Below are 21,288 nucleotides of genomic sequence, written 5' to 3' on the forward strand. Positions count from 1 at the left end.
GATGCAGGAGTCTGTTACTTGCCTGCTGTCTTTTCTGCTGCTGCTTCTTCCTTGAGCAGCTCCAGGAACTGGTCGAACAGCGGGTTGGCATCGTGCGGGCCAGCGGCCGCCTCGGGGTGGTACTGCACAGAAAATGCCCGACCGTTGGTCAGTGCCACGCCCTCGACGGTGTCATCGTTGAGGCAGGTGTGGGTCACTCGGGCCGGTCCGAAGGGGGTATCGAACTCCTCCATGGCCGTGCCCTTGAGGGCGAAGCCGTGGTTCTGGCTGGTGATGTCGATCTTGCCGGTGAGGTGGTTGAGCACGGGCACGTTTGTGCCGCGGTGGCCGAACTTCAGCTTGTAGGTGTCCATGCCCAGCGCACGGCCGAGGATTTGGTTGCCGAAGCAGATACCGAAGAAGGGAATGTCGGCCTCGAGGATCTTGCGTACCTCGGCCACAGTGGCGTCGGCGGTGGCGGGGTCGCCGGGACCGTTGGAGACGAACACACCCTGCGCGTTGTATTCCTTCATCAGCTCTTGGACACGCTCGTAGCTCGTCGTGGAGGGAACCACTACGCTGCGCACGCCGCGCTTGGAGAACTCGCGCGGGGTGTTGGTCTTAATACCCATGTCGAAGCTGATCACGGTGTACTTCACGTCGCCCTCGGGGTCGACCACGTACACGTCATCGGTGCTCACATCACCGGAGAGGTCCGCACCCGCCATTGACGGCTGCTCCTTGACCTTGGCCAACATCTCCTCGTCGCTGGTCACAGCATCGCCGCTGAACACACCGGCGGCCACGGAGCCCTTGTCGCGCAGGTGACGCACGATTGCGCGGGTATCCACTCCCTGGATGCCGATAATATTCTGCGCCTTGAGCTCGTCTTCGAGGCTGCGATTGGCGCGCCAGTTGCTCACGGCGCGGGAGAGATCGCGGATCACGAAGCCTGCGACCCAGATCTTGTCGCCGCGGGACTCGGCATCCTCATCGTTCCACCCGGTGTTGCCGATCTGCGGGGCGGTGGCCACGACGATCTGCCGGTGGTAGGAGGGGTCGGTGAGCGTCTCCTGGTAGCCGGTCATGGCGGTGGTGAACACGGCCTCGCCGAGGCTGGTTCCCTGGGCGCCGAAGGCGCGGCCGCGGAAGATGCGTCCGTCTGCGAGGACGAGGGCGGCGGGAGTGCGGGTCATGGAATCTTCTTTCTGTGCTGCTTGGCTGCTCATCGTTTCTTTTCGGTCCGTCTGTTGCTTCGTCTCTTGGTCCGTCTTTTGGTTCGACGCCACTATGCGCCCGCCGTCGTGGAGGTCTGTGCTTGGCCATCACGGCAGGTGACTTTGCCGCGCAACAAGGTGGTGGTGACCTTCACGGGCATGTCCATACCCTCGTACGGCGTGTTGCGGGACTTGGAGGCCATCTCCTCTCCCCTGGCAATCCACTGTGCATTCGTGTCCACGGCGCACAGGTTGGCGGGCTCGCCCACGGCGATGGGTCGGCCGTGTCCGGGAAGTTTGACGATCTCTGCGGGGCGCTCGGACATGACGCGGGCCACGAAGCGCCAGTCCTGATCACCGTTGAGAACGAAGATCTGGGCGATGAGCGCCAGGGAGGTCTCAAGGCCGAGCATGCCGGGGCGTGCTTTGTCGAATTCGCAGCACTTCTCCTCGGAACCGTGCGGAGCGTGATCGGTAGCCACGCAGTCAATGATGCCGTCGATGAGTGCCTGTCGCAGCGCATCGACGTCGCGCTGCTCGCGCAAGGGTGGGTTCACGCGGTTTACGCCATCGTAGGTTTCCAACCGTTCGTCGGTGAGCAGCAGGTGGTGCGGGGTGACCTCGGCGCTGAGCGGGATGTTCTGCTCCTTGGCCCACTTCAGCAGGGACACGGTTCCCTCGGTGGAGGCGTGGCAGATGTGCAGACGGCCACCGTAATCGCGGGCCATGATCGCATCGCGAGCCACGATGGATTCCTCGGCGACGCGCGGCCAGCCGGACAGCCCCAGGCGGGCGGCAGTGTCGCCCTCGTGGGCCACGGCAGTCTCGGTCAGACGGGGCTCTTCGCAGTGCTGGGCGAGCAGCACGTCCATGCCCTTGGAGTATTCAATGGCGCGGCGCATGAGGCGCGGGTCGGCCACGCACTTACCGTCATCGGAGAACATGCGCACCTTGGCGTCCGAGTCGGCCATCATGCCGAACTCAGTGAGTTCCTCGCCGCGCAGGCCCTTGGAGATCGAGCCGACGGGGTGGACGTCGCAGAGGTTGGTGTGCTGGCCCTTGAACCAGACGGGCTCGGCGATGGAGGGGTTATCCATGACGGGCGCGGTGTTGGCCATGGTGAACACCGCGGTGAAACCGCCCTGGGCGGCGGCCGCCGAGCCGGTGGCGATGGTTTCCGTATCCTCACGGCCGGGCTCGCGCAGGTGAACGTGCATGTCCACCAGACCGGGCAGCAGAACCTGGCCGTTAAGGTCGATGGTCTCTCCCCCATCGCTGAGCTTGCCGCTGAGGTCGGCGCCGATCTCGGCGATCACGCCGTCGCGGATCAGGACATCGGTCGGCTCGCCTTCGCCGTAGATGAGCACGCCGGTGAGCAAAACCTCGTTGTCCGCACCCGTGGGGTGTGGCGCGAGATCGCCGGTGGCCGGGTAGTTGCTAGTCGCGGTGGTATGCGTCATATCGGTGATCCCTGTCTTCGATGTCTTCAGCGGCGCCTGGGTCGTCGTTTCTTCCATACTCATGTCACTCATGTCACTCATGTCACTCATGTCTGTTCCCCGCCTATCCCTGATGCCCGGTGGCTGATGCCGGGGCATCCGTGCCGACCAGCAGGGTGAACAGCACAGCCATGCGCACATGCACGCCGGCGGTGACCTGATTGAGCACCACGGCTTGGGGTGCGTCGGCTACGTCGTAGTTGATTTCCATGCCGCGCAGCATGGGACCGGGGTGCATGATGATCGCATCGTCGCGCATGAGGTCCTTGCGGGCCTGGGATAGGCCGAACCTGGTGGCGTACTCCCGGTGGGAGGGGAAGAAGCCTCCGTTCATCCGCTCGGCCTGGACACGCAACATCATGACTGCATCGGCATCGCGGATTTCAGCGTCGAACTGGGAAGACACCCGAACGGGGTGCTCCGTGGTACCCCATTTCTCCACCCCGAACGGTACGAGGGTGTCGGGGGCGACGAAGACAACCTCGGCGCCAAGGGTGGACAGCAGTTGGGCGTTCGAACGGGCGACGCGAGAGTGCAGGATGTCACCGATGATGACCACCTTGCGCCCGGCGATGGAGCCGAGCTTGCGTCGCATCGTGACGGCATCAAGGAGGGCCTGGGTGGGGTGCTGGTTTGCGCCGTCGCCGGCGTTGATGACGGCGGTATCACCCAGCCAGTTGGCGACCTGGCGGGCGGCGCCGGAGGATGGGTGGCGCATGACGATGGCGTCCGCGCCAACAGCCTTGAGGGTCAGCGCGGTATCGCGGAGGGATTCGCCCTTCTTCACCGACGAGGAGGAAGCGGAGATGTTGATGACGTCCGCGCTCATCCACTTTCCGGCGGTTTCAAAGCTGGAGCGGGTGCGGGTCGAGTTCTCGTAGAACATGGTGAAGATCGTGCGACCGCGCAGGGTGGGCAGCTTCTTCATTTCCCGTCCCGCGAGGGCCTCCGCGAAGCGATCCGCTTCGTCCATGAGGCCGATGATCTCGTCTTTACTGAGGTCAGCGATGCTGAGAAGGTGTTTCATCGGTGTTAGCGCCTTTCCAAGACCACGCGGTCTTCGCCGTCGAGCTCGGCGAGCTCCACGGATACGTCTTCGACAGCTGCGGTGGGGATGTTCTTACCCACATAGTCCGCGCGGATCGGCAGGCGGCGGTGGCCGCGGTCGATGAGAACTGCGACCTGAACGCTGTGGGGGCGGCCGAGATCGCGCAGCGCATCGAGAGCGGCGCGGATGGAACGGCCGGAATAAAGAACGTCGTCGACGAGGATGACGATGGCATCATCAATACCCTCGGTCGGGATCTTCGTGGGTTTCAATGCCCGGTGCGTGGTTTGGCGCAGATCGTCGCGGTACAGGGTGATGTCAAGGGACCCCTGGAACACGTCCACGCCGGAGAAGTTCTTGATGTTGTCGGCCAAGCGGCCGGCGAGCGGCACACCCCCCGATGGGATCCCCAAGAGAACGACCCGGCGGGCCTGTTCACCATCGAGTGCCGTCTTTTCAATGATCTGGTGCGCGATGCGCGCGACAGTGCGGGCCACATCCCCCTGATCCAGCAGGGTGGTCTGCGACTCTTGATCTGTCGAGTTCATCGTGACCTCCTTTCCCGCCTCTCTGTGCGGTCTGTTAAAGGATGTCTAACTCTGGTCAGAAAAGAGTTTAGCACGCCGGGCGGGGTTCGCCGGGCGTGCCCAGGCTGGGTACACCGAAGTGGGTGGGGGCTAGTTCTCCTCGGTTGTTTCCCTCGTGGAGTCCTCCGATGAGTCCTTCGTTAAGTCCTCGTTCGGCAACTCATCGTTCGCCGCAGGGTTCGTAGGTGCTGTGGCTTCTGTGGACTCTGTGGACTCTGTGGATCCCGTGCCCTCAGACGAAACAATGAGGTTATCGAGGTACGAGTCATCGTCGTTCTCGCGTGCCGTGGTTGCGGCATCAGCGAGGCGCAGATCGGCCGTCTTCAGGATGCCGTCCAGTACGGCGTGCACATAGGCCGGGGCCTGATCGTTGGAGTACTCGCTGGCTAGTTCCACCCCCTCGGTGACGGACACGGGGTTGTCGACCTCGGGGTTGTACAACATCTCCCACGCGGTGACGCGCAGGACGGCGCGATCCACGGCGGGGATACGGTCGAGACGCCAGTCGCTGGAGAGGTTCGACGCGATGGCATCATCGATGGCATCCAGGTGCACGGCGACTCCGGGAACGATGTCCTGGGTGTACTCCGGTACGGGCTTGACCTGGTTGTCCTGGTTGCGGGACAGCTCGATGCGATCCTCCAGGATCAACACCGGGTCGATGTCTCGAAACTCGGCCTCGAAGAGGATGTCCACGGCTCGGCGGCGCGCCTTGTAGCGCGAGCCGTGCCTTTTAAAGTTCTGCTTGGATGTGCTCACAGTGTGCTTTGGATGCTCGTTAATGCTCAGTACTGCTTGAGGAGAAGAAAGGGAAAGAAGAGGGGCGCTACGGCCGCGGCGGAAACCGTGACTGCAGCCGCCTTCGCAGCCGACTTAGTTGTTGACGCGGGAGAGGTACTCGCCGGTGCGGGTGTCCACCTTGAGCACGTTGCCGGTCTCGATGAACAGCGGCACCTGGATCTCAGCACCGGTTTCCAGGGTGGCGGGCTTGGTGCCGCCGGTGGAGCGATCGCCCTGCAGGCCCGGATCGGTGTGCTCCACCTTGAGCTCAACGCTCACGGGAAGCTCAGCGAACAGCGGCTCGCCCTCGTGGAAGGAAACCTGAACCTGGGTGTTCTCTAGCAGGAACTTGGCACCGTCACCCATGAGGTGCGGAGCGAGCTCGACTTGGTCGTAGGTCTTGTCGTCCATGAGCACGAAGTTGGTGCCGTCGTTGTACAGGTAGGTCATGTCGCGGCGGTCCACCGTAGCGGTCTCGACCTTCACGCCAGCGTTGAAGGTCTTGTCCACGATCTTGCCGGAGACAACATCCTTGAGCTTGGTGCGCACGAATGCGGGACCCTTGCCGGGCTTCACGTGCTGGAACTCCAAGATCTGCTGCAGCTTGTTGTCCATCTTCAGGACGAGGCCATTCTTGAAATCTGCGGTAGTTGCCACGGGCGAAAGCTCCTTGTGTTGCTTGAAGAATTGCTATGTAGTGCTCAGGTCAGTCCACGACGACTGTCCCTGTCTGCGAAAAGTCGAAATGTCGAACAGAACCGGTCTGCCAGTTTAGCACTTGGCAGGCCGAAACCCGTGATCCACACCGTCGAGCGGCTGGCCCGAGCACGCTTCGACGGTCCACTCCGCAAGACCACCGCTACACCACGATGAGCTCCGTCGGCGACGGGTTGAGGCTCCGCGCGCCATCCGCAGTCACCACGTACGTGTTCTCAATACGCAATCCGGTCTTGCCAGGCAGGTAGATGCCCGGCTCCACCGTGAGGGTCATCCCCTCCTTCGCCTCGTCTGCGGGGTCAACCCCAGCCGCGGCCCGCGGTGCTTCGTGGACGTCCAGGCCCACGCCGTGCCCGGTGGAGTGCACGAAGTATTCGCCGTAGCCGGCTTCGTCGATGATCTCGCGGCACGCGGTATCCACACCGCGCAGCGATGCCCCCCGCTTCACCGCTGCCTCGCCGGCCTTCTGGGAGCGGTAGACGATGTCGTACAGAGAGCGCGAGAGATCGTCCGGCTCCCCCACGCACACAGTGCGCGTCTGATCCGAGGCGTAGCCGTCCAGGTACACACCGAAATCCACGGTCACCAGGCCAGGCACGATCACGTCCTTGGACACGCCGGCGTGTGGCTTGGAGCCGTTCGCACCGGAGGCCAGGATGGTGTCGAAGCTCAGCGCGTCGGCGCCCGCCTTGCGCAACCGGTACTCCAGGTCCGCTGCGGCCTCTATTTCCGTGATCCCCTCGCGGATACCGCCGTCGCGGATGAACTCCTGCCACACTGTGTCGGCCAGCTCCCCTGCTTCCGCCAGCGCGGCGATCTCGCCGCTGTCTTTGATCAGCCGCAGTTCTTCGACCAGGCCGGACACTACCTCCGGGTTGCCCAGCGCGTTGGCGCGCCCCACGGGCATTGATGGCTCCACGGCGAAGCCGCGCTCCCCCGCCGCGTTCGTCATCACCTCGAAGACCTGTTGCTTGACCGCAATGGTCAGGTCATCCGGTTCACCGGTTTCGATGCGGATCTGAGTATCGTACCGACCGTCCGTGGCGATGGTGTGGTGCCCGGACGTGCTCACCAGCAGCGCGGCGTTCGAGCCGGAGAACCCGGTGAGGTACCGGATGTTCTTCAGGTCCGTCACCAGCAACGCGGGGTGATCTGACTTGCTGAGTTCTTCGACCAGTCGACGCCGCCGTGCCGCGAACACCTCAGTGCGGTTCTGGGTGCTCGCAGATCCCTGATCGGCAGGGTCGTGGGAATTGGTGGTCGAGGAAGATGCAGAAGATTGGGAAGTCATAGCTTCCCAGCCTAACCGTCTTATTGGACCAATGCGTGCAGGGCCGCGTGATAGCCGTAGGTGCCCAGCCCCACGATGATGCCCTTCGCCTGAGCGCTGAGGTAGCTGTGGTGGCGGAACTCCTCGCGGGCGTGGACGTTGGAGATGTGCACCTCGATGTACCCTGCGCCGTCTGCGATCTCCGCGAGCGCGTCGCGCAGCGCCACGGAGGTGTGCGTCCATCCGCCGGGGTTGATGATCACGGCCTCGCCTGCGTCCGCCGCCTGGTGGATGCGATTGAGCATGTCTCCCTCATGGTTGGTTTGGAAGAAGTCGATTGCCACGCCGAGCTTCTCGGCATCGGCGCGCAGGTCGCGTTCCACGTCGGCCAGGGTTGTGTGTCCGTACACGTCGGGCTGGCGCTTGCCGAGGCGATTGAGGTTGGGACCGTTGAGGACAACCACGGTTGGTCGATCCGAGTGCTGCGGGCTGGCAGGTGCGTCAGTCATGGGTATCTCGTTCCTAGTGATAATGCGGTAGCCGTGGTTATGCGGTAGCCGTAGCCTGGTACGCCGCGTCAAGGAGCTCCCGGCTAGGTCCCTCCAACCTCGTGGGATGCCCGACGGACTCCAGCACCACGAAGCGAATCACGCCGGCCTTGTTCTTCTTGTCCCGGCCCATGGCGACCAGCAGCGTATCCAGGTCTGCCCCATCGTAGGAGGTTGGCAGACCAATGGATTTAAGGATCTCCCGGTGGCGCTCCACCGCAGCGTCATCGAGCAAGCCAGCTGCCTTGGCAAGCTCGGCCTCGAACATCATGCCCACGGCTACGGCATTGCCGTGGCGCCAGCGGTAGTTCTCGTGGTGCTCCACAGCGTGGCCGTAGGTGTGGCCATAGTTGAGGATCTCACGCAGGTGGGACTCCTTGAGGTCCTGGGAGACCACGGACGCCTTGACCTTGATCGCGCGCTCGATGAGCTCCGGCAGCGACCCCTTCGGATCCAGAGCTGCAGCCGGATCAGCTTCGTAGATGCGCAGGATCTCGGTGTCGGCGATAAATCCGGCTTTGACGATCTCCGCTGAGCCCGCCACGATTTCGTTCTTCGGCAGCGTGTCGAGCACGTCAAGGTCTACGATGACCGCCGCGGGCTCGTGGAAGCTGCCGACGAGGTTCTTACCCGCGTCCGTATTGATACCGGTCTTGCCACCGACCGCGGCGTCCACCATCGCCAGCAACGTGGTTGGGTAGTGCACCACGTCGATGCCACGCATCCACGTGGCAGCGATGAATCCGGCCAGGTCGGTAGCCGCACCACCACCGATGCCAACGATGGCGTCCTGGCGGGTCAATCCGGCTTCGGCGCACGACTGCCAGCAGGCAGCGGCGGAGTCAATGGTCTTGCCGTCCTCGGCGTCGGCGATCTCGTGCTCACTGACGTGGAAACCGGCCTTGCGCAGACCTGCCGCTACGAGCTCGGCCCGCTCGCGCAGGGCGGGCTGGAAGATCAGCAGATAGGTTTGGGCGCGCGGGGTGGCGTCGAGAATAGAGCGCACCGCGAACTCGGTGCCGTGAGCAATAAAGACCTCGTAGGGAGAAGCGGAACGGACGGGGATGCTCGCGGTATGCGTGTTAGCTGTCATAGTTGCTGTCGCCCTCCTCGGCGGCCATGTCTTCGAGGAACATGAGGATGTCTGCCACAACGCGCTGCGGCTCTTTGCCATCGCAATGCACCATGAAGTTGGAGACCTCCTCGTACCACTCCGAGCGCTGCTCGAAGAGCTCCTGATATTTCTGCCGAGGGTCCTTGACGCGCAGCAGCGGGCGGGCATCACTACGGGAAGTGCGGCGCACGCCCTCGTCGATGGAGACGTTGAGGTACACCACCCACTGATCCTGCAGCAGCTCCCGGGTGGATTCAGTGGTGACCGCTCCCCCGCCCAGCGAGACCACACCGTTGGTCTGCAGGGCCTCGGCTACGGCTTCGGCTTCGAGGCGGCGAAACTCCGGTTCCCCAACCTCGGTGAGCAGATCGCCACACGGCTTAGAGAACCGCTGTTCCAGCACCTGATCAGTGTCCACCAACCCCACGCTGAGGGCATTGGACAACCGCTTACCAATCGTGGTCTTGCCGCTTCCCGGCAGACCGACCAAGACAACCCGTGGTTTCATCGTGGTACCCCTACTTCTCCTGCTCCCCCTGGGAGTCCCCGGGCCAGCCCAGCTTCTCGGTGCAGTAGTCCAGGTAGGCCTGGTAGTTCCGGCGGGTCTCCTCGAGGCTGTCGCCGCCGAACTTCTTGAGCACGGCGCGGGCCAGCACGAGTGCGACCATCGTCTCGGCCACCACGCCAGCGGCGGGCACGGCGACCACGTCGGAGCGCTGGTGGATGCCGGTGGCGGCATCACCCGTGGCCATATCGACTGTCTTGAGCGCACGTGGAACGGTGCTGATCGGCTTCATCGCGGCGCGGACGATGAGGGTCTCCCCGTTCGTCATCCCGCCCTCGATACCACCGGCGCGGTTGGTCGCGCGGGTCACGCCACCCTCGGGGTTCGCCTCCATCTCGTCGTGCGCCTCGGAGCCGCGGCGGCGGGCTTCCTCGAAGCCATCGCCGATCTCCACGCCCTTGATGGCCTGGATACCCATGACCGCCGCGGCGAGCTGCGAGTCTAGGCGCTCGTCACCGGAAACGTGCGACCCCAGACCGATGGGCAGCCCCTTCACCACCACCTCGACGATTCCGCCGAGGGTATCGCCAGACTTCTTCGCCGCCTTGATCTGCTCGATCATGTCCTCCTCCGCAGCCTTGTCGAAGGCGCGCACGGGGGACTCATCGATGGCAGTCAGATCGTTGAAGGACGGCACTGGTCCCTGGTACGGCGCGGACTGGCCGATGGAGATGACGTGGGAGAACACCTCCACGCCCAGGACCTCGCGCAACACAGCGCGGGCGAACGTACCAGCCGCCACGCGCGCGGCGGTTTCGCGGGCAGAGGAGCGCTCCAGGATCGGGCGGGCTTCCTCGTGGTCGTACTTCACCATGCCGGAGAAGTCGGCGTGGCCGGGGCGCGGGCGGGTCAGCTTCGCGCCGCGCCCGGAGGCCATCTCCTTGGCCACCTCTTCATCGCTGAGGTCGATGGGATCGGCAGACATGATCGTGGTCCACTTCGGCCACTCCGTGTTGCCAATCATCACGGCCACTGGGCTGCCAAGGGTCTTGCCGTGGCGCACGCCGCCGATGAACGTCACCTCATCCGCCTCGAACTTCATCCGAGCACCGCGGCCGTATCCCAGGCGACGCCGCGCCAGCTGATACGAGACATCCTCGCGCGTCACGCTGAGCCCAGCGGGCAGGTTCTCGACAACGGAGATGAGGGCTTGGCCGTGCGATTCACCGGCAGTAGTCCATCGAAGCATGCCCAACATCATACTTCGTGCCTGCGACAACGCCGTTGTCTACCCCACTGCTAGGGGGTAGATCAGCGCCACCACCGTTCCCGCCATCATCGCCGGTGCCATCGGCGCTCGTGGGATCCACTTTTTCCCTTCGACGCCCCACCGTCTCCCCCACCACAGCATCCCAAGGGCTTGCAGTGCTCCGCTGGCCCCCAGGGCGAGCCACAATCCCACCGGATCAACCAGCGCCACGACCGTGCCCAGGCTCAACCCCAACTTCGCATCCCCAGCCCCAGCGTGCAGGCGCGGACTGCACCGGCACAACCCGACTGCGACGCCCCACCAGGCGGCACCGCCTGCAATCGCCCATGGATGCCCCACGCTCAGCGCGACCGCTGCGGCCACACCTGCTGCTGGCACAGAGAGGGTGTTGGGGATGCGGTGGCTGGTGGCGTCGGCGATAACGACCACCACAGCCCACGCCACCCCGGCGCCAATGAGAAAACCCGCCATCATGCCGATCACGATAGGGTCACGGGGATGAGGCGGGCAAGGGGTGGGTCACTGCGCTGTGGATAACACGGGGAATCCGATGCCTTGTGGCGGTGACAGCGAGCTAATGGGCCTCCGCCTTGGCCTGCAACACGGTGGCGAGCATGAGGCCAGAAGGGACCTCGTGGCCGGTGAACAGCCGGAACTGCTCTTCAGCCTGGCCTGCGAGCATGCGTAGACCATCGGCGTGTGGAATGCCAGCGTCCCGGGCGGCTGTGAGCAACGGGGTGGGATACGGATCGTAGATCACGTCGATAATCGCACGGGCGTGGCACAGATCCTCGCACAAGTTCTCCGCGGCGTGGGCCGGGACCGTGGAGATCACCACGGAGGCCGACCGCGTGCTGGCGGCCAGGCCAGGCTCGTCGAAGCGGTGCCACGAAAACTCCATGCCGAAAGATTCCACGAGCGCCTGCAGGTTCAGCGCCCGCTCGGAACGGGCGAGGACCGTCACGTGTGTGCAACCCGCAGCGGCCAGCGCTGCGACGGCGGGGCGGGCGGTACCACCATTACCGACCACCACGGCCTGCGTACCGTCGAGCTCCACGCCCTGCTTGCGCACGGACTCCAGGCAAGCTGTCACGCCATCAACGTCCGTGTTGTCCGCGAGCCACTTCCCGTCCTCGGTGGGAACCAGCGTGTTAGCCGCACCGATTTCGTGAGCGCGGGTGGTAGCGAGGTCTGCCAGCTCGAGGGCATCGGACTTGATGGGCATGGTCACGGAGAAGCCACGGACGTTGCTGTCTGCAGCCTCGAGGAGGTGGCGGACATCGCGCGCCTGGCCAGCTTCAATGCGGGCGTAGGTGAAGTCCAGCCCGAGGGCTTCGTAACCCGCGGTGTGCAGCACCGGCGACAGCGAATGTTCGATGGGCTGACCGAGCACGGCGCACCGGGGGCCGGAAAGGTGGGCGAACTCCTCAGCGGTCAGAACGTCGGCGTGAGACGAAAGTTCAGTCACGGGGGCAGCCTATCCTTTCCTAGCGCTTGGAATCGAGCACACCGTTGTTGATGGACTCTTGGATCGCATTCTCGTGGGCGGCGAAGTCACGGTTGAACACGGTGCGACCATCCTTGTCGACGGTGACGAAGTAGAGCCAGTCGCCCTCAGCCGGGTGCTCCATCGCGTGAAGCGCCTGCAGGCCGGGAGATGCGATCGGCGTGGCGGGCAGGCCTTCCTTCGCGTACGTGTTCCACGGCGTTTCCTTCTTACGGTCGGCGTTGGTCGTGGCGACCTCGACCTCATCGATGGAGTAGTTCACGGTGGAGTCGAACTCGAGCTTCTGACCGATAGCCAGACGGTTGAGAATGACGCGGGCAACCTTGTCGAAGTCGTTGGCCGGAGCCTCGCGCTCCACGAGGGATGCTGCGGTGAGCATTTCGTACGGAGTCAGGTTCACGGTCTTCGACGCGCTGATCAGGCCGGTGTCCTCGTACTCCTTGGCGGAGGTGGTGAGGAGAGTCTTGAGGATGTCCTTCGGAGAGCTGCTCGGATCGAACAGGTGCACGCCGGGGGAAATGAGGCCCTCAATGCGCTTCGGGTCGTCGCCGCGGGCGGCGACCTGCTTTTGTGCCCACTCAGGCACTCCCAAGTCGGCGGGCGGGGTGGTTGCGGCGGCCTGCTTGAGCTCGTCCACGCTCACGCAGTGATCCTTCTCCTCGCAGGACTGCTTGGAGATCATCGTGTAGATGCCGGGGCGGGACTCACCGCCAACCACGTTGACGTTATCCAAGGTGCTGCCGTTCGGGATGTCGACCACACCGCGGCGGTGCTCATCGGAGGTGAGGTACTCCAAGGCGGTCTTGGCAGACATCTCCTGCTGCAGCGGGTAGTAACCTGCCTGGAGATCGGGCTGCATCTTCTCCGCCTCGGCCATGAGAGCTCGCCGCGAACCGACGACCTTTTTATCGACGAGCTGACGAGAGAGACTGTCGACAGAATCGCCCGGCTCAACGCGAATCATCACCACGGTGCCATTACCGGTGCCCTCGTAGTCACGGACACCTGCAACCTCGCGCTCGTACCACACATAACCGGTAACGCCGACCAGCAAGACCACCAAAGCGATCGCCAAAGCGCCGGCCCACTGGCGGCGCCGACGATATTTCGGCTGCATGCTTCGCTTCATTCCCATGCCTTGGTAATGGCCTTTCTCTACAGTCAAGAATGAGGGTCTGTGTTATCGAACCAAGAGTTCGTTGACTCTACCCTATGTTCGATCCGTTATTATTCCATGACCGAACCGTTATTTAGAACACGACCCTACGGCGCGCGTCGAGCCACCCCTGCAAAATATGGACCGCAGCCGCCTGGTCGATCTTGCTCCTCCCCTTCTTCGAGCTCACCCCGGACGCCCGGAAAGCCTGCGTCGCCGCCATCGTGGACATCCGCTCATCGACCATGCGCACAGGAATCTCCAGCCCTGCGTCTTCAAGGTCTTCCCGCAGGTCAGCGGCGAACTCCTCGGCGAGATGCGTGCTATGCGTATGGTTGCCGCGCAGTGCCACGGGCAGGCCCACGACCACTTCCACAATGAAGTTGTCCCGGATGATCTCCATGACCCGGGCAACGTCGGATCCATCCACTGCCGCCTGCACGGTCTCTACGGGGGATGCCAAGATTCCGTCGGGATCACTCATCGACACGCCGATGCGTACCGTTCCCACATCCAAGCCCAGGCGCCGGCCTCGCCCCGGGTCGGTGGCAGCATCCGGCTTCTCAGTGTCAGTCATGTCCCCCACCTTAACGGCGAAAGCCCGCGCCACCGAAAACGATCGGGGGCGCGGGCTTCACGACAAACGCCAGCGTTTAGCCGAGCTGCTGGATCAGGGAGCGCACTGCCTCCAAGCCAGCCTCGATACCTGCTGCGTCGGAACCGGAGCCTTGAGCCATGGCGGGCTTACCGCCGCCCCGGCCATTGACCTTCTCGCCGAAAGTCTTGACCACGTCGCCGGCCTTCACACCCTTGTCCACTGCGGCTTCGGTAGCAGCTGCAACGAAAGGAACCTTGCCGTCGGCACGGGAGACGAACAGCACCAGCGCGGCCTCGGAGCCCAGTCGGCCCTTGGCATCCTGAGCGAGCGTGCGCAGGTCACCGGCAGCCACACCATCGGGAAGGCGCTGGGCGAGCACCTTGATGTCACCGATAGTTTGGGCCTGCTTGACCAAGTCACCCACTTGGCTCGCCAACTGTTGGTTGCGCAACTGTTGGATCTGCTTTTCCGCTGCCCGCAGCTTCGCCGTGAGGGCGTCGATACGCTCGGGAATTTCCGCAGACTGAGCCTTGAGGCTTGTCGCGAGGCCGGCCACGACCGACTTCTCGTCCGAGAGGAAGCGGAAGGAATCCATGCCCGTGTAGGCCTCGATGCGGCGCACACCGGAACCGACCGAGGACTCGCCCAGCACGGCAACCGGGCCGATCTGGGACGAGTGCTCCACGTGGATACCGCCGCACAGCTCCATGGAGAACGGACCGCCGATTTCGACAACGCGCACGCGGTCGCCATAGTTCTCGCCGAACAGGGCCATGGCACCCATCGCGCGTGCCTCATCAAGGGACGTCTCGATGGTGTTGACAGCGTAATCGCTATCGACCGCGCCGTTGGCGATCTCCTCGATCTGGCGCAGCTGATCCTCCGTGAGTTGCTGGCCGTAGGTGAAGTCGAAACGCAAGTAACCTGGCTTGTTCAACGAACCGGCCTGCACGGCTGTGGGGCCGAGAACCTCGCGCAACGCGGCGTGGATGAGGTGCGTGCCGGAGTGGGCTTGGCGGGCCTGGTGGCGCCACGCATCATCGACCTTTGCGTGCAGCTTCTGGCCCACGGCCAGCTCGCCACCCGCGATCGTGGTGTAGTGCACCCAAACCTTCTTGGCGATCTTCTGAACATCGTCCACCCGAGCCGCACCGGACGGACCCGTGAACGAGCCACGATCGGCCATCTGACCGCCGGCCTCGGCGTAGAACGGGGTGCGATCCACGATCACGTGAGCCTGCTGGCCTTCGCTGGCCTTGTCCACAAGCTCACCGTCAACGACCAAACCCAAAATCGTGGACTCGTCCTCGCGCTGAGTGTAACCGGTGAAAACCGTCGGGTGGTTGTCGACGAACGGGCGGTACAGGGATTGGTCCACATGGCCGAGCTTCTTCGCGCGGTTGTCCGCCTTGGCGCGGGCGCGCTGCTCGGACATGAGTTCTTGGAAGCCCTCTTGGTCGACCGTGAGGCCTGCTTCGGCAGCCATCTCGGTGGTCAGGTCGATCGGGAAGCCGTGCGTGTCATGCAGGGAGAACGCCACGTCGCCAGGCACGACCGTCTCGCCGCGCTGCTTGGCGCCATCCACCCAAGTGTCGAACATGTGCGAGCCGGACTCGAGAGTCTTGAGGAACGCCGTCTCCTCGCCCACTGCGACGGACCGGATGCGCTCCCAGTTATCGGCGATCTCCGGGTAGGAAGGAGTCATCGTCTGGCGCACGGTGTCCATGAACGTTTCCATCGTCTCACCGGTGGCGCCAAGCAGACGTGCGGAACGGATGATTCGGCGAAGCAAGCGGCGCAGGATGTACCCACGGCCCTCGTTACCGGGGGTCACGCCGTCCAGCATGAGCATCAGACCCGTGCGCGAGTGATCCGCGATCACACGGAATCGAACGTCACTTTCGTGGTCTGCGCCGTAGCGGGTTCCCGTCAGCTTTTCGGCGACGTCGATAACCGGGCGCAGCAAGTCAGTCTCATAGACGTTCTCGACGTTCTGCAGGATGCAGGCCACACGCTCCACGCCCATGCCCGTATCGATGTTCTTCTTGGGCAGATCGCCGATGATCTCGAAGTCATCCTTGCCGATGCCCTCGCCGCGCTCCTTGCCCATGAACACTAGGTTCCAGATCTCGATGTAGCGGGTGTCGTCCACAATCGGTCCACCCTCTTTGCCGTGCTCCGGGCCGCGATCGTAGTAGATCTCCGAGCACGGGCCACAGGGGCCGGGCACGCCCATGGACCAGTAGTTATCAGCCATGCCGAGGCGCTGGATACGCTCGGCCGGCACGCCGATCTTCTTTTCCCAGATCTCCGCAGCCTCATCGTCCTCGGTGAAGACCGTCACCCACAGGCGCTCCGGGTCAAGGCCGAATCCACCATCATCCAGCGAGCCGGTCAGCAGGTTCCAGGCGTGAGTGATAGCCCCTTCCTTGAAGTAATCGCCGAAAGAGAAGTTGCCCGCCATCTGGAAGAACGTGTTGTGGCGGGTGGTGATGCCCACCTCCTCAATGTCGAGGGTGCGCACGCACTTCTGGATCGACGTCGCCGTATCGAACGGAGGCGTCTGCTGGCCCAAAAAGTAGGGCTTAAAAGGCACCATGCCTGCGTTGACGAACAGCAGGTTCGGATCGTCCAAAATCAGCGAGGCGCTGGGGACCTCGGTGTGGCCCGCCTTCGTGAAGTGCTCGATGAAGCGCTTGCGGATCTCATGCGTTTGCATGTGTGTAAAAACCTCGCTCATTCCTAGGACAGTTGTGACAGTTGTCTAAGTCAGACCACTGATTAGTCGTTTATAACGTGAACATGTGGCATTCTACCCGCGCCGACCAAATGACCGAACGATAGCCCGCAGAGATGCCAGGCGGGGTTTGATGACCCGCTCGTGGCCGTGGTCAGTGGGCTCGTAATACTGCGCATCCTGCAGGTCATCGGGAAGATACTGCTGCGCCACAACACCGCGCAGATCGTCGTGCGGGTACTTGTAGCCCACCGCATTGCCCAGTTGTTTGGCACCCTGGTAGTGCCCATCCCGCAGGTGCGGCGGCACCGCGCCGCCCTTGCCCGCGCGCACGTCAGCGATGGCCGCGTTGATACCCGCGATCACACCGTTGGATTTCGGCGCTGTCGCCAAGTGAATCGTTGCCTGCGCCAACGTGAGCCGCGCCTCCGGCATCCCTATGAAGCTCACCGCGTGATAGGCCGCCACGGCCGTTTGCAGAGCCGTGGGGTCGGCCATGCCGATGTCTTCACTGGCGTGGATCACCAACCGTCGGGCAATGAAGCGTGGGTCTTCCCCACCCTCGATCATCCGCGCCAAATAATGTAGCGCGGCGTCCGGATCCGAGCCACGGATGGACTTGATAAACGCACTGGTCACGTCATAGTGCTGGTCGCCGTCGCGGTCGTAGCGCACCACCGCCTTGTCGATCGAGCGGGTGATATCCGCCAGATCCACGACGGGCGTGCCCGAGTCGGCATCGGACGATCCGGCGAATTCCGCGGCTGCCTCCAGGTAGGTCAGCGACCGGCGGGCATCGCCTGCCGACAACGCAACGAGCTGATCCAGCGCCTCGTCAGTGAGCCGCACCGAATCATTAAGTCCCCGAGGGTCCGAGATGGCGCGTTGAAGGAGGGTGCGGATGGCGGCGTCGTCGAGCGAACGAAGCTGGACCAGCAACGACCGGGACAACAGCGGCGAGACCACCGAAAACGACGGATTCTCCGTGGTAGCAGCGACCAGCAGCACCGTGCGGTTTTCCACAGCCGCAAGCAATGCATCCTGCTGGGTCTTCGAGAACCGGTGGACCTCGTCGATGAACAGCACCGTGTGCTCGCCGTGGACCAGACGCTTCTGGGCCGCCTCGATCACGGCTCGTACCTCTTTGACGCCGGAGCTGAGCGCACTCAGCGCCTCAAATCGGCGACCGGAAGCCCCTGAGATGAGGCTCGCGATAGTGGTCTTTCCCGTCCCGGGTGGACCGTAGAGGATCACGGACGTATCACCCTGGCCGTCGATGAGGCGGCGCAAAGGTGTACCAGGGCCGAGCACGTGCTCCTGCCCCACCACCTCGTCGAGCGACCGGGGGCGCATGCGCACCGCCAGCGGCGCGTGGCTGCCGGGATGAAAATAGTCGGCTGCGCCAGACCGTGGCGGTTCGTCGTTGAGATCGAACAGATCAGCCATGTCGGGTCAGCGGGTGTGCTTCGAGGTTGCCCAGGATGCGCAGGAGCTTCTGCGCGAACTTCTCCACCGAAGCAAACCGCGGGTATTTGTGCTCGCGGGAATAGCGAAGGATCGCGTCCACGGTGGTGGCGAGGTCCTGCAGTTGGTCTGCGGGCAGGTGGCGCAGCGACGTCACCGTGGGCGTGGGCTGGCCGTTCTCGTCGCGCACGAGCTGCTCCTCGGTAGAGCGACCGTAGTAGAGCATCATCAGCGACAGGAATGCCCAGCCGATGAGAGCGGACATCATCGCGTCGTGGAGTGACTTATCGTCGCGAGTCTCCGGCCACGTGGAGGCAATCTCCGCGCGCCAAGCAGCCACGAACTCGTCCGTCTCCTCGGTGGTCAGTGCCGGGGTGGAGTTATCTTGCGGGAAGCCTGCGACAACACAGGCCACATCGAAGGCTACGTCACGGAAGCTGGCCCATTCGTAGTCCAGGAACACCACGTGCTTGGTGAGCATGATGTTGTCCGGGGTCATATCGAACGGAGTGAAAGCGCGCAGGTCAGTGCGGGACTGGCGATGCGCTGCTTCCTCGGCGTAATGCTCCACGGTCTCGTCGACGTCGAGACCGTTGGACCGAACAAGCTCGACACCTTGGCGGATGAGCGCCGCGATGTCGATGTCCGTTTCCATTACAGTCTCCGGGCTGATGTGGAGCTTCTGGCACTGTCGGCGCAGCAAGGTCCGGTAAGACTCCGCGCCGCCACACGTGGTGGCGTGCATGTGGCCGAGAGCGCGGCCAAGCTTACGCACAGCCAAGCGGCGTTCCTCCTCGCCCTGCAGGGTGAGGACGTCGGTGAAACTGGTGCCATCGCCAGCATCCGACAGGATCAGCAGACGCTGCTCCAGATCGTAGGCCAGCAGCAGTGGCCCGGGGCGGGACTTTTCGTTAAGCGTGTTGGTGTACTGGTAGGCAACGACCTCTCGGAGCAGAGCCAACCCGTCCGGGGTGAGCTCGTCCCGGCCGGGTTCAGCCGGTGGAAGTTGCTTCACGACCACCGTCCGCTCCTGCAGGAACGGAATGGGAGAAACCCGGCAGCGGAGCACTAGCGCGTTGCCGCTGCCGCCGAGATCCTCGGGGTGTGTGAGTTCTGGTGATCCGCCAAAGCGTGCGGCCAGCAGGTGCTTGGCCGCCTCAACGGTGGAGTCAACTGAATGCACTGGTTTATCTTTCCCTTGGAGGGTGGAGCTTCTTACGAGTTTTCTTGCTGGGGCTTCGCGCTCGGCTGGTTCTGCTTATCGTGCTGGTTCTGCTGAGCCTTCTTCGGCTTAGCATCGATACCGGATTCCTTGCGCTGCGCGGCAGAAATCTCGCCAGGAGCATCGGTCAGCGGATCCACGCCACCGCCGGACTTCGGGAACGCAATGACGTCGCGGATGGAATCGAACCCGCCCAGCAGCGAAACGATGCGGTCCCAGCCGAAAGCGATGCCGCCGTGCGGCGGGGCGCCGAAGGCGAAGGCGTCCAGCAGGAAGCCGAACTTCTCCTGGGCCTCCTCGTCGGTGATGCCCATGACCTTGAAGACTCGCTCTTGGACGTCGCGGCGGTGGATACGGATCGAACCGCCACCGATCTCGTTGCCGTTGCAGACGATGTCGTAGGCATAGGCCGTGGCTTCACCCGGGTTCTCATCGAAGCTATCGAGCCACTCGGGCTTCGGCGAGGTGAAGGCGTGGTGCACTGCGGTCCACTTGGAGTGTCCCAGGGCAACGTCGCCGGATGCGGTGGCATCGGCGGCGGGCTCGAACAGAGGTGCGTCGACGACCCAGGTGAAAGCCCAGTCGCCTTCCTTGATGAGGCCGAGCTTCTTGGCGATTTCGCCGCGAGCTGCGCCCAACAGGGCACGCGAGGACTTCGTATCGCCAGCGGCGAAGAAAATGCAGTCGCCGGGCTTAGCGCCGACGTGGTCGGCGATGCCTGCGCGCTCAGCATCGGTGATGTTCTTGGCGACGGGGCCGGACAGCTCGCCGTCCTCGCCGACGAGGATGTAAGCCAGGCCCTTGGCTCCGCGCTGCTTGGCCCACTCCTGCCAAGCGTCGAGCTGGCGGCGCGGTTGGGATGCGCCACCGTCCATGACGACGGCGCCGACGTACTCGTTTTGGAACACGCGGAAGGTGGTGTCCTTGAAGAAGTCGGTGCATTCCGTGATCTGAATGTCGAAGCGCAGGTCGGGCTTATCGGAGCCGTACAGGCGCATGGCTTCCGCGTAGGTCATCCGCGGAATCGGGGTGGGGATCTCGTAACCGATTTCCTTCCAGATGGAAACCAGAATTTCCTCGGCCAGGGAGATCACGTCTTCCTGGTCCGCGAAGCTCATCTCTACGTCGAGCTGGGTGAACTCGGGCTGGCGGTCTGCGCGGAAGTCCTCATCGCGGTAGCAACGAGCGATCTGGTAGTAGCGCTCCATGCCGGCGACCATGAGGAGCTGCTTGAACAGCTGGGGAGACTGCGGCAGGGCGTAGAAGCTGCCCGGCTTGAGGCGGGCGGGAACCAGGAAGTCGCGGGCACCCTCCGGGGTGGAGCGGGTCAGCGTGGGTGTCTCGATCTCAGTGAAATCGTGCTCCGCGAGCACGCGGCGGGCAGCGGCGTTGACGCGTGAACGCAGGCGCAGGGCATCGCCTTGGGTGCGGCGGCGCAGGTCGAGGTAGCGGTACTTGAGGCGGGTTTCCTCGCCTACCTCGCCGGAGGTGGCGGGGTCGTCAATCTGGAACGGCAGCGCGGCGGACTCGTTGAGGACCTCGAGCTCCGACACGTTGACTTCTACTCCACCGGAGGCCAGGTTCGGGTTCTCGGAACCAGCCGGACGCGCCTCCACGACACCGCTGACCTTGATGCAGTATTCGCTGCGCAGATCGTGGGCACGCGCCGCGACCTCGGACTCGCGGAAGACCACCTGAGCCACACCAGAGCGGTCGCGCAGGTCGATGAAGATCACGCCGCCGTGGTCACGGCGACGGCCAACCCAGCCGGTGAGGGTTACTTCTTGTCCGATGTTTTCGGGGCGCAGTTCGCCTGCAAGATGAGTCCGCAACACGTTAGTAGTGTTCCCTTTCACATAGAGTTCTCAATCAACCCACCAGCATACCTGGTGAAGATGACAGTGAGTTGGACGCCCCCAGAAGTCTGCCATGAGCACTGCCGTGAGCACAGCCACGAACACTGCCACGAACACTACCGTCCATTCGGCACTGCGCAGCTCGACGATCGACTTACTGGACACGTATATTAATTCGCGCGCTTAGCAGTAGATTCCTGCTCTCATGTGGCAC

The 21,288-nt window shown here is 63.6% G+C and carries 18 protein-coding genes and 2 pseudogenes; all 20 read right to left on the reverse strand.

Annotated features, from left to right (window positions below; all coding sequences use genetic code 11):
* Positions 1-14: 14 nt before the first annotated feature.
* Positions 15-1,175 (reverse strand): glutamine-hydrolyzing carbamoyl-phosphate synthase small subunit, encoded by a 1,161-nt coding sequence (gene carA / locus LA343_RS07610; RefSeq protein ID WP_025402741.1) that lies wholly within the window; start codon positions 1,173-1,175, stop codon positions 15-17.
* Between the two features lie 92 nt (positions 1,176-1,267).
* The gene (locus LA343_RS07615; protein WP_025402742.1) at positions 1,268-2,656 is read right to left on the reverse strand and encodes a dihydroorotase; all 1,389 of its coding nucleotides are present in this window, start codon (positions 2,654-2,656) and stop codon (positions 1,268-1,270) included.
* Positions 2,657-2,759: 103 nt separating this feature from the next.
* On the reverse strand, positions 2,760-3,722 hold the full coding sequence (locus tag LA343_RS07620) for an aspartate carbamoyltransferase catalytic subunit (protein ID WP_025402743.1): 963 nt from the start codon (positions 3,720-3,722) through the stop codon (positions 2,760-2,762).
* A gap of 5 nt (positions 3,723-3,727) precedes the next feature.
* Positions 3,728-4,291 carry a bifunctional pyr operon transcriptional regulator/uracil phosphoribosyltransferase PyrR gene (gene pyrR, locus LA343_RS07625; RefSeq protein WP_025402744.1) on the reverse strand — a complete coding sequence of 188 codons (564 nt, stop codon included), beginning with the start codon at positions 4,289-4,291 and terminating at the stop codon, positions 3,728-3,730.
* 330 nt (positions 4,292-4,621) lie between these two features.
* A pseudogene (nusB, locus tag LA343_RS07630) lies at positions 4,622-5,089 on the reverse strand (transcription antitermination factor NusB); the annotation flags it as partial.
* A gap of 26 nt (positions 5,090-5,115) precedes the next feature.
* A pseudogene (locus LA343_RS11860) lies at positions 5,116-5,211 on the reverse strand (hypothetical protein); the annotation flags it as partial.
* The gene (gene efp, locus LA343_RS07640) at positions 5,204-5,767 is read right to left on the reverse strand and encodes an elongation factor P (protein ID WP_025402746.1); all 564 of its coding nucleotides are present in this window, start codon (positions 5,765-5,767) and stop codon (positions 5,204-5,206) included. The pseudogene LA343_RS11860 and the gene efp, both read right to left, overlap by 8 nt.
* A gap of 202 nt (positions 5,768-5,969) precedes the next feature.
* Positions 5,970-7,118, reverse strand: a complete 1,149-nt coding sequence (locus LA343_RS07645; protein WP_025402747.1) for a M24 family metallopeptidase — start codon at positions 7,116-7,118, stop codon at positions 5,970-5,972.
* A gap of 20 nt (positions 7,119-7,138) precedes the next feature.
* Positions 7,139-7,606 (reverse strand): type II 3-dehydroquinate dehydratase, encoded by a 468-nt coding sequence (gene aroQ / locus LA343_RS07650; protein ID WP_052337547.1) that lies wholly within the window; start codon positions 7,604-7,606, stop codon positions 7,139-7,141.
* A gap of 37 nt (positions 7,607-7,643) precedes the next feature.
* A complete protein-coding gene (gene aroB, locus LA343_RS07655; protein WP_025402749.1) occupies positions 7,644-8,738 on the reverse strand; it encodes a 3-dehydroquinate synthase in 1,095 nt (364 codons plus the stop codon).
* Entirely contained in the window at positions 8,728-9,267 is a 540-nt protein-coding gene (locus LA343_RS07660; RefSeq protein WP_025402750.1) for a shikimate kinase, read from the reverse strand. The genes aroB and LA343_RS07660 overlap by 11 nt, the downstream gene beginning before the upstream one ends.
* 10 nt (positions 9,268-9,277) lie before the next feature.
* The gene (aroC, locus tag LA343_RS07665) at positions 9,278-10,522 is read right to left on the reverse strand and encodes a chorismate synthase (protein ID WP_025402751.1); all 1,245 of its coding nucleotides are present in this window, start codon (positions 10,520-10,522) and stop codon (positions 9,278-9,280) included.
* Between the two features lie 30 nt (positions 10,523-10,552).
* Entirely contained in the window at positions 10,553-11,008 is a 456-nt protein-coding gene (locus tag LA343_RS07670; protein ID WP_025402752.1) for a hypothetical protein, read from the reverse strand.
* Between the two features lie 100 nt (positions 11,009-11,108).
* The gene (locus tag LA343_RS07675) at positions 11,109-12,002 is read right to left on the reverse strand and encodes a shikimate dehydrogenase (RefSeq protein ID WP_025402753.1); all 894 of its coding nucleotides are present in this window, start codon (positions 12,000-12,002) and stop codon (positions 11,109-11,111) included.
* A gap of 19 nt (positions 12,003-12,021) precedes the next feature.
* Positions 12,022-13,176: an endolytic transglycosylase MltG gene (gene mltG, locus LA343_RS07680; protein ID WP_052337548.1), complete on the reverse strand. Its 1,155-nt coding sequence runs from the start codon at positions 13,174-13,176 to the stop codon at positions 12,022-12,024.
* Positions 13,177-13,291: 115 nt separating this feature from the next.
* On the reverse strand, positions 13,292-13,774 hold the full coding sequence (gene ruvX, locus LA343_RS07685) for a Holliday junction resolvase RuvX (protein ID WP_025402755.1): 483 nt from the start codon (positions 13,772-13,774) through the stop codon (positions 13,292-13,294).
* Between the two features lie 76 nt (positions 13,775-13,850).
* Positions 13,851-16,514: an alanine--tRNA ligase gene (gene alaS / locus LA343_RS07690; protein ID WP_025402756.1), complete on the reverse strand. Its 2,664-nt coding sequence runs from the start codon at positions 16,512-16,514 to the stop codon at positions 13,851-13,853.
* A gap of 93 nt (positions 16,515-16,607) precedes the next feature.
* Entirely contained in the window at positions 16,608-17,978 is a 1,371-nt protein-coding gene (locus LA343_RS07695) for a replication-associated recombination protein A (RefSeq protein ID WP_025402757.1), read from the reverse strand.
* The gene (locus LA343_RS07700; protein ID WP_025402758.1) at positions 17,971-19,179 is read right to left on the reverse strand and encodes a phosphotransferase; all 1,209 of its coding nucleotides are present in this window, start codon (positions 19,177-19,179) and stop codon (positions 17,971-17,973) included. Before LA343_RS07700 ends, LA343_RS07695 begins: the two co-directional genes overlap by 8 nt.
* A gap of 32 nt (positions 19,180-19,211) precedes the next feature.
* Complete coding sequence (gene aspS / locus LA343_RS07705) at positions 19,212-21,053, reverse strand: aspartate--tRNA ligase (protein ID WP_025402759.1); 1,842 nt, start codon at positions 21,051-21,053, stop codon at positions 19,212-19,214.
* Positions 21,054-21,288 lie beyond the last annotated feature (235 nt).

Origin of the sequence: Corynebacterium falsenii (genome assembly GCF_020099275.1) — a bacterium.
GTDB classification, from domain to species: domain Bacteria; phylum Actinomycetota; class Actinomycetes; order Mycobacteriales; family Mycobacteriaceae; genus Corynebacterium; species Corynebacterium falsenii.

Coding starts and splice junctions, on each gene's coding strand:
- carA (WP_025402741.1), bottom strand. CDS start 1,175: ATGACCCGCACTCCCGCCGCCCTCGTCCTCGCAGACGGACGCATCTTC.
- LA343_RS07615 (WP_025402742.1), bottom strand. CDS start 2,656: ATGACGCATACCACCGCGACTAGCAACTACCCGGCCACCGGCGATCTC.
- LA343_RS07620 (WP_025402743.1), bottom strand. CDS start 3,722: ATGAAACACCTTCTCAGCATCGCTGACCTCAGTAAAGACGAGATCATC.
- pyrR (WP_025402744.1), bottom strand. CDS start 4,291: ATGAACTCGACAGATCAAGAGTCGCAGACCACCCTGCTGGATCAGGGG.
- LA343_RS07645 (WP_025402747.1), bottom strand. CDS start 7,118: ATGACTTCCCAATCTTCTGCATCTTCCTCGACCACCAATTCCCACGAC.
- aroQ (WP_052337547.1), bottom strand. CDS start 7,606: ATGACTGACGCACCTGCCAGCCCGCAGCACTCGGATCGACCAACCGTG.
- aroB (WP_025402749.1), bottom strand. CDS start 8,738: ATGACAGCTAACACGCATACCGCGAGCATCCCCGTCCGTTCCGCTTCT.
- LA343_RS07660 (WP_025402750.1), bottom strand. CDS start 9,267: ATGAAACCACGGGTTGTCTTGGTCGGTCTGCCGGGAAGCGGCAAGACC.
- aroC (WP_025402751.1), bottom strand. CDS start 10,522: ATGTTGGGCATGCTTCGATGGACTACTGCCGGTGAATCGCACGGCCAA.
- LA343_RS07670 (WP_025402752.1), bottom strand. CDS start 11,008: ATGATGGCGGGTTTTCTCATTGGCGCCGGGGTGGCGTGGGCTGTGGTG.
- mltG (WP_052337548.1), bottom strand. CDS start 13,176: ATGGGAATGAAGCGAAGCATGCAGCCGAAATATCGTCGGCGCCGCCAG.
- ruvX (WP_025402755.1), bottom strand. CDS start 13,774: ATGACTGACACTGAGAAGCCGGATGCTGCCACCGACCCGGGGCGAGGC.
- alaS (WP_025402756.1), bottom strand. CDS start 16,514: ATGCAAACGCATGAGATCCGCAAGCGCTTCATCGAGCACTTCACGAAG.
- LA343_RS07695 (WP_025402757.1), bottom strand. CDS start 17,978: ATGGCTGATCTGTTCGATCTCAACGACGAACCGCCACGGTCTGGCGCA.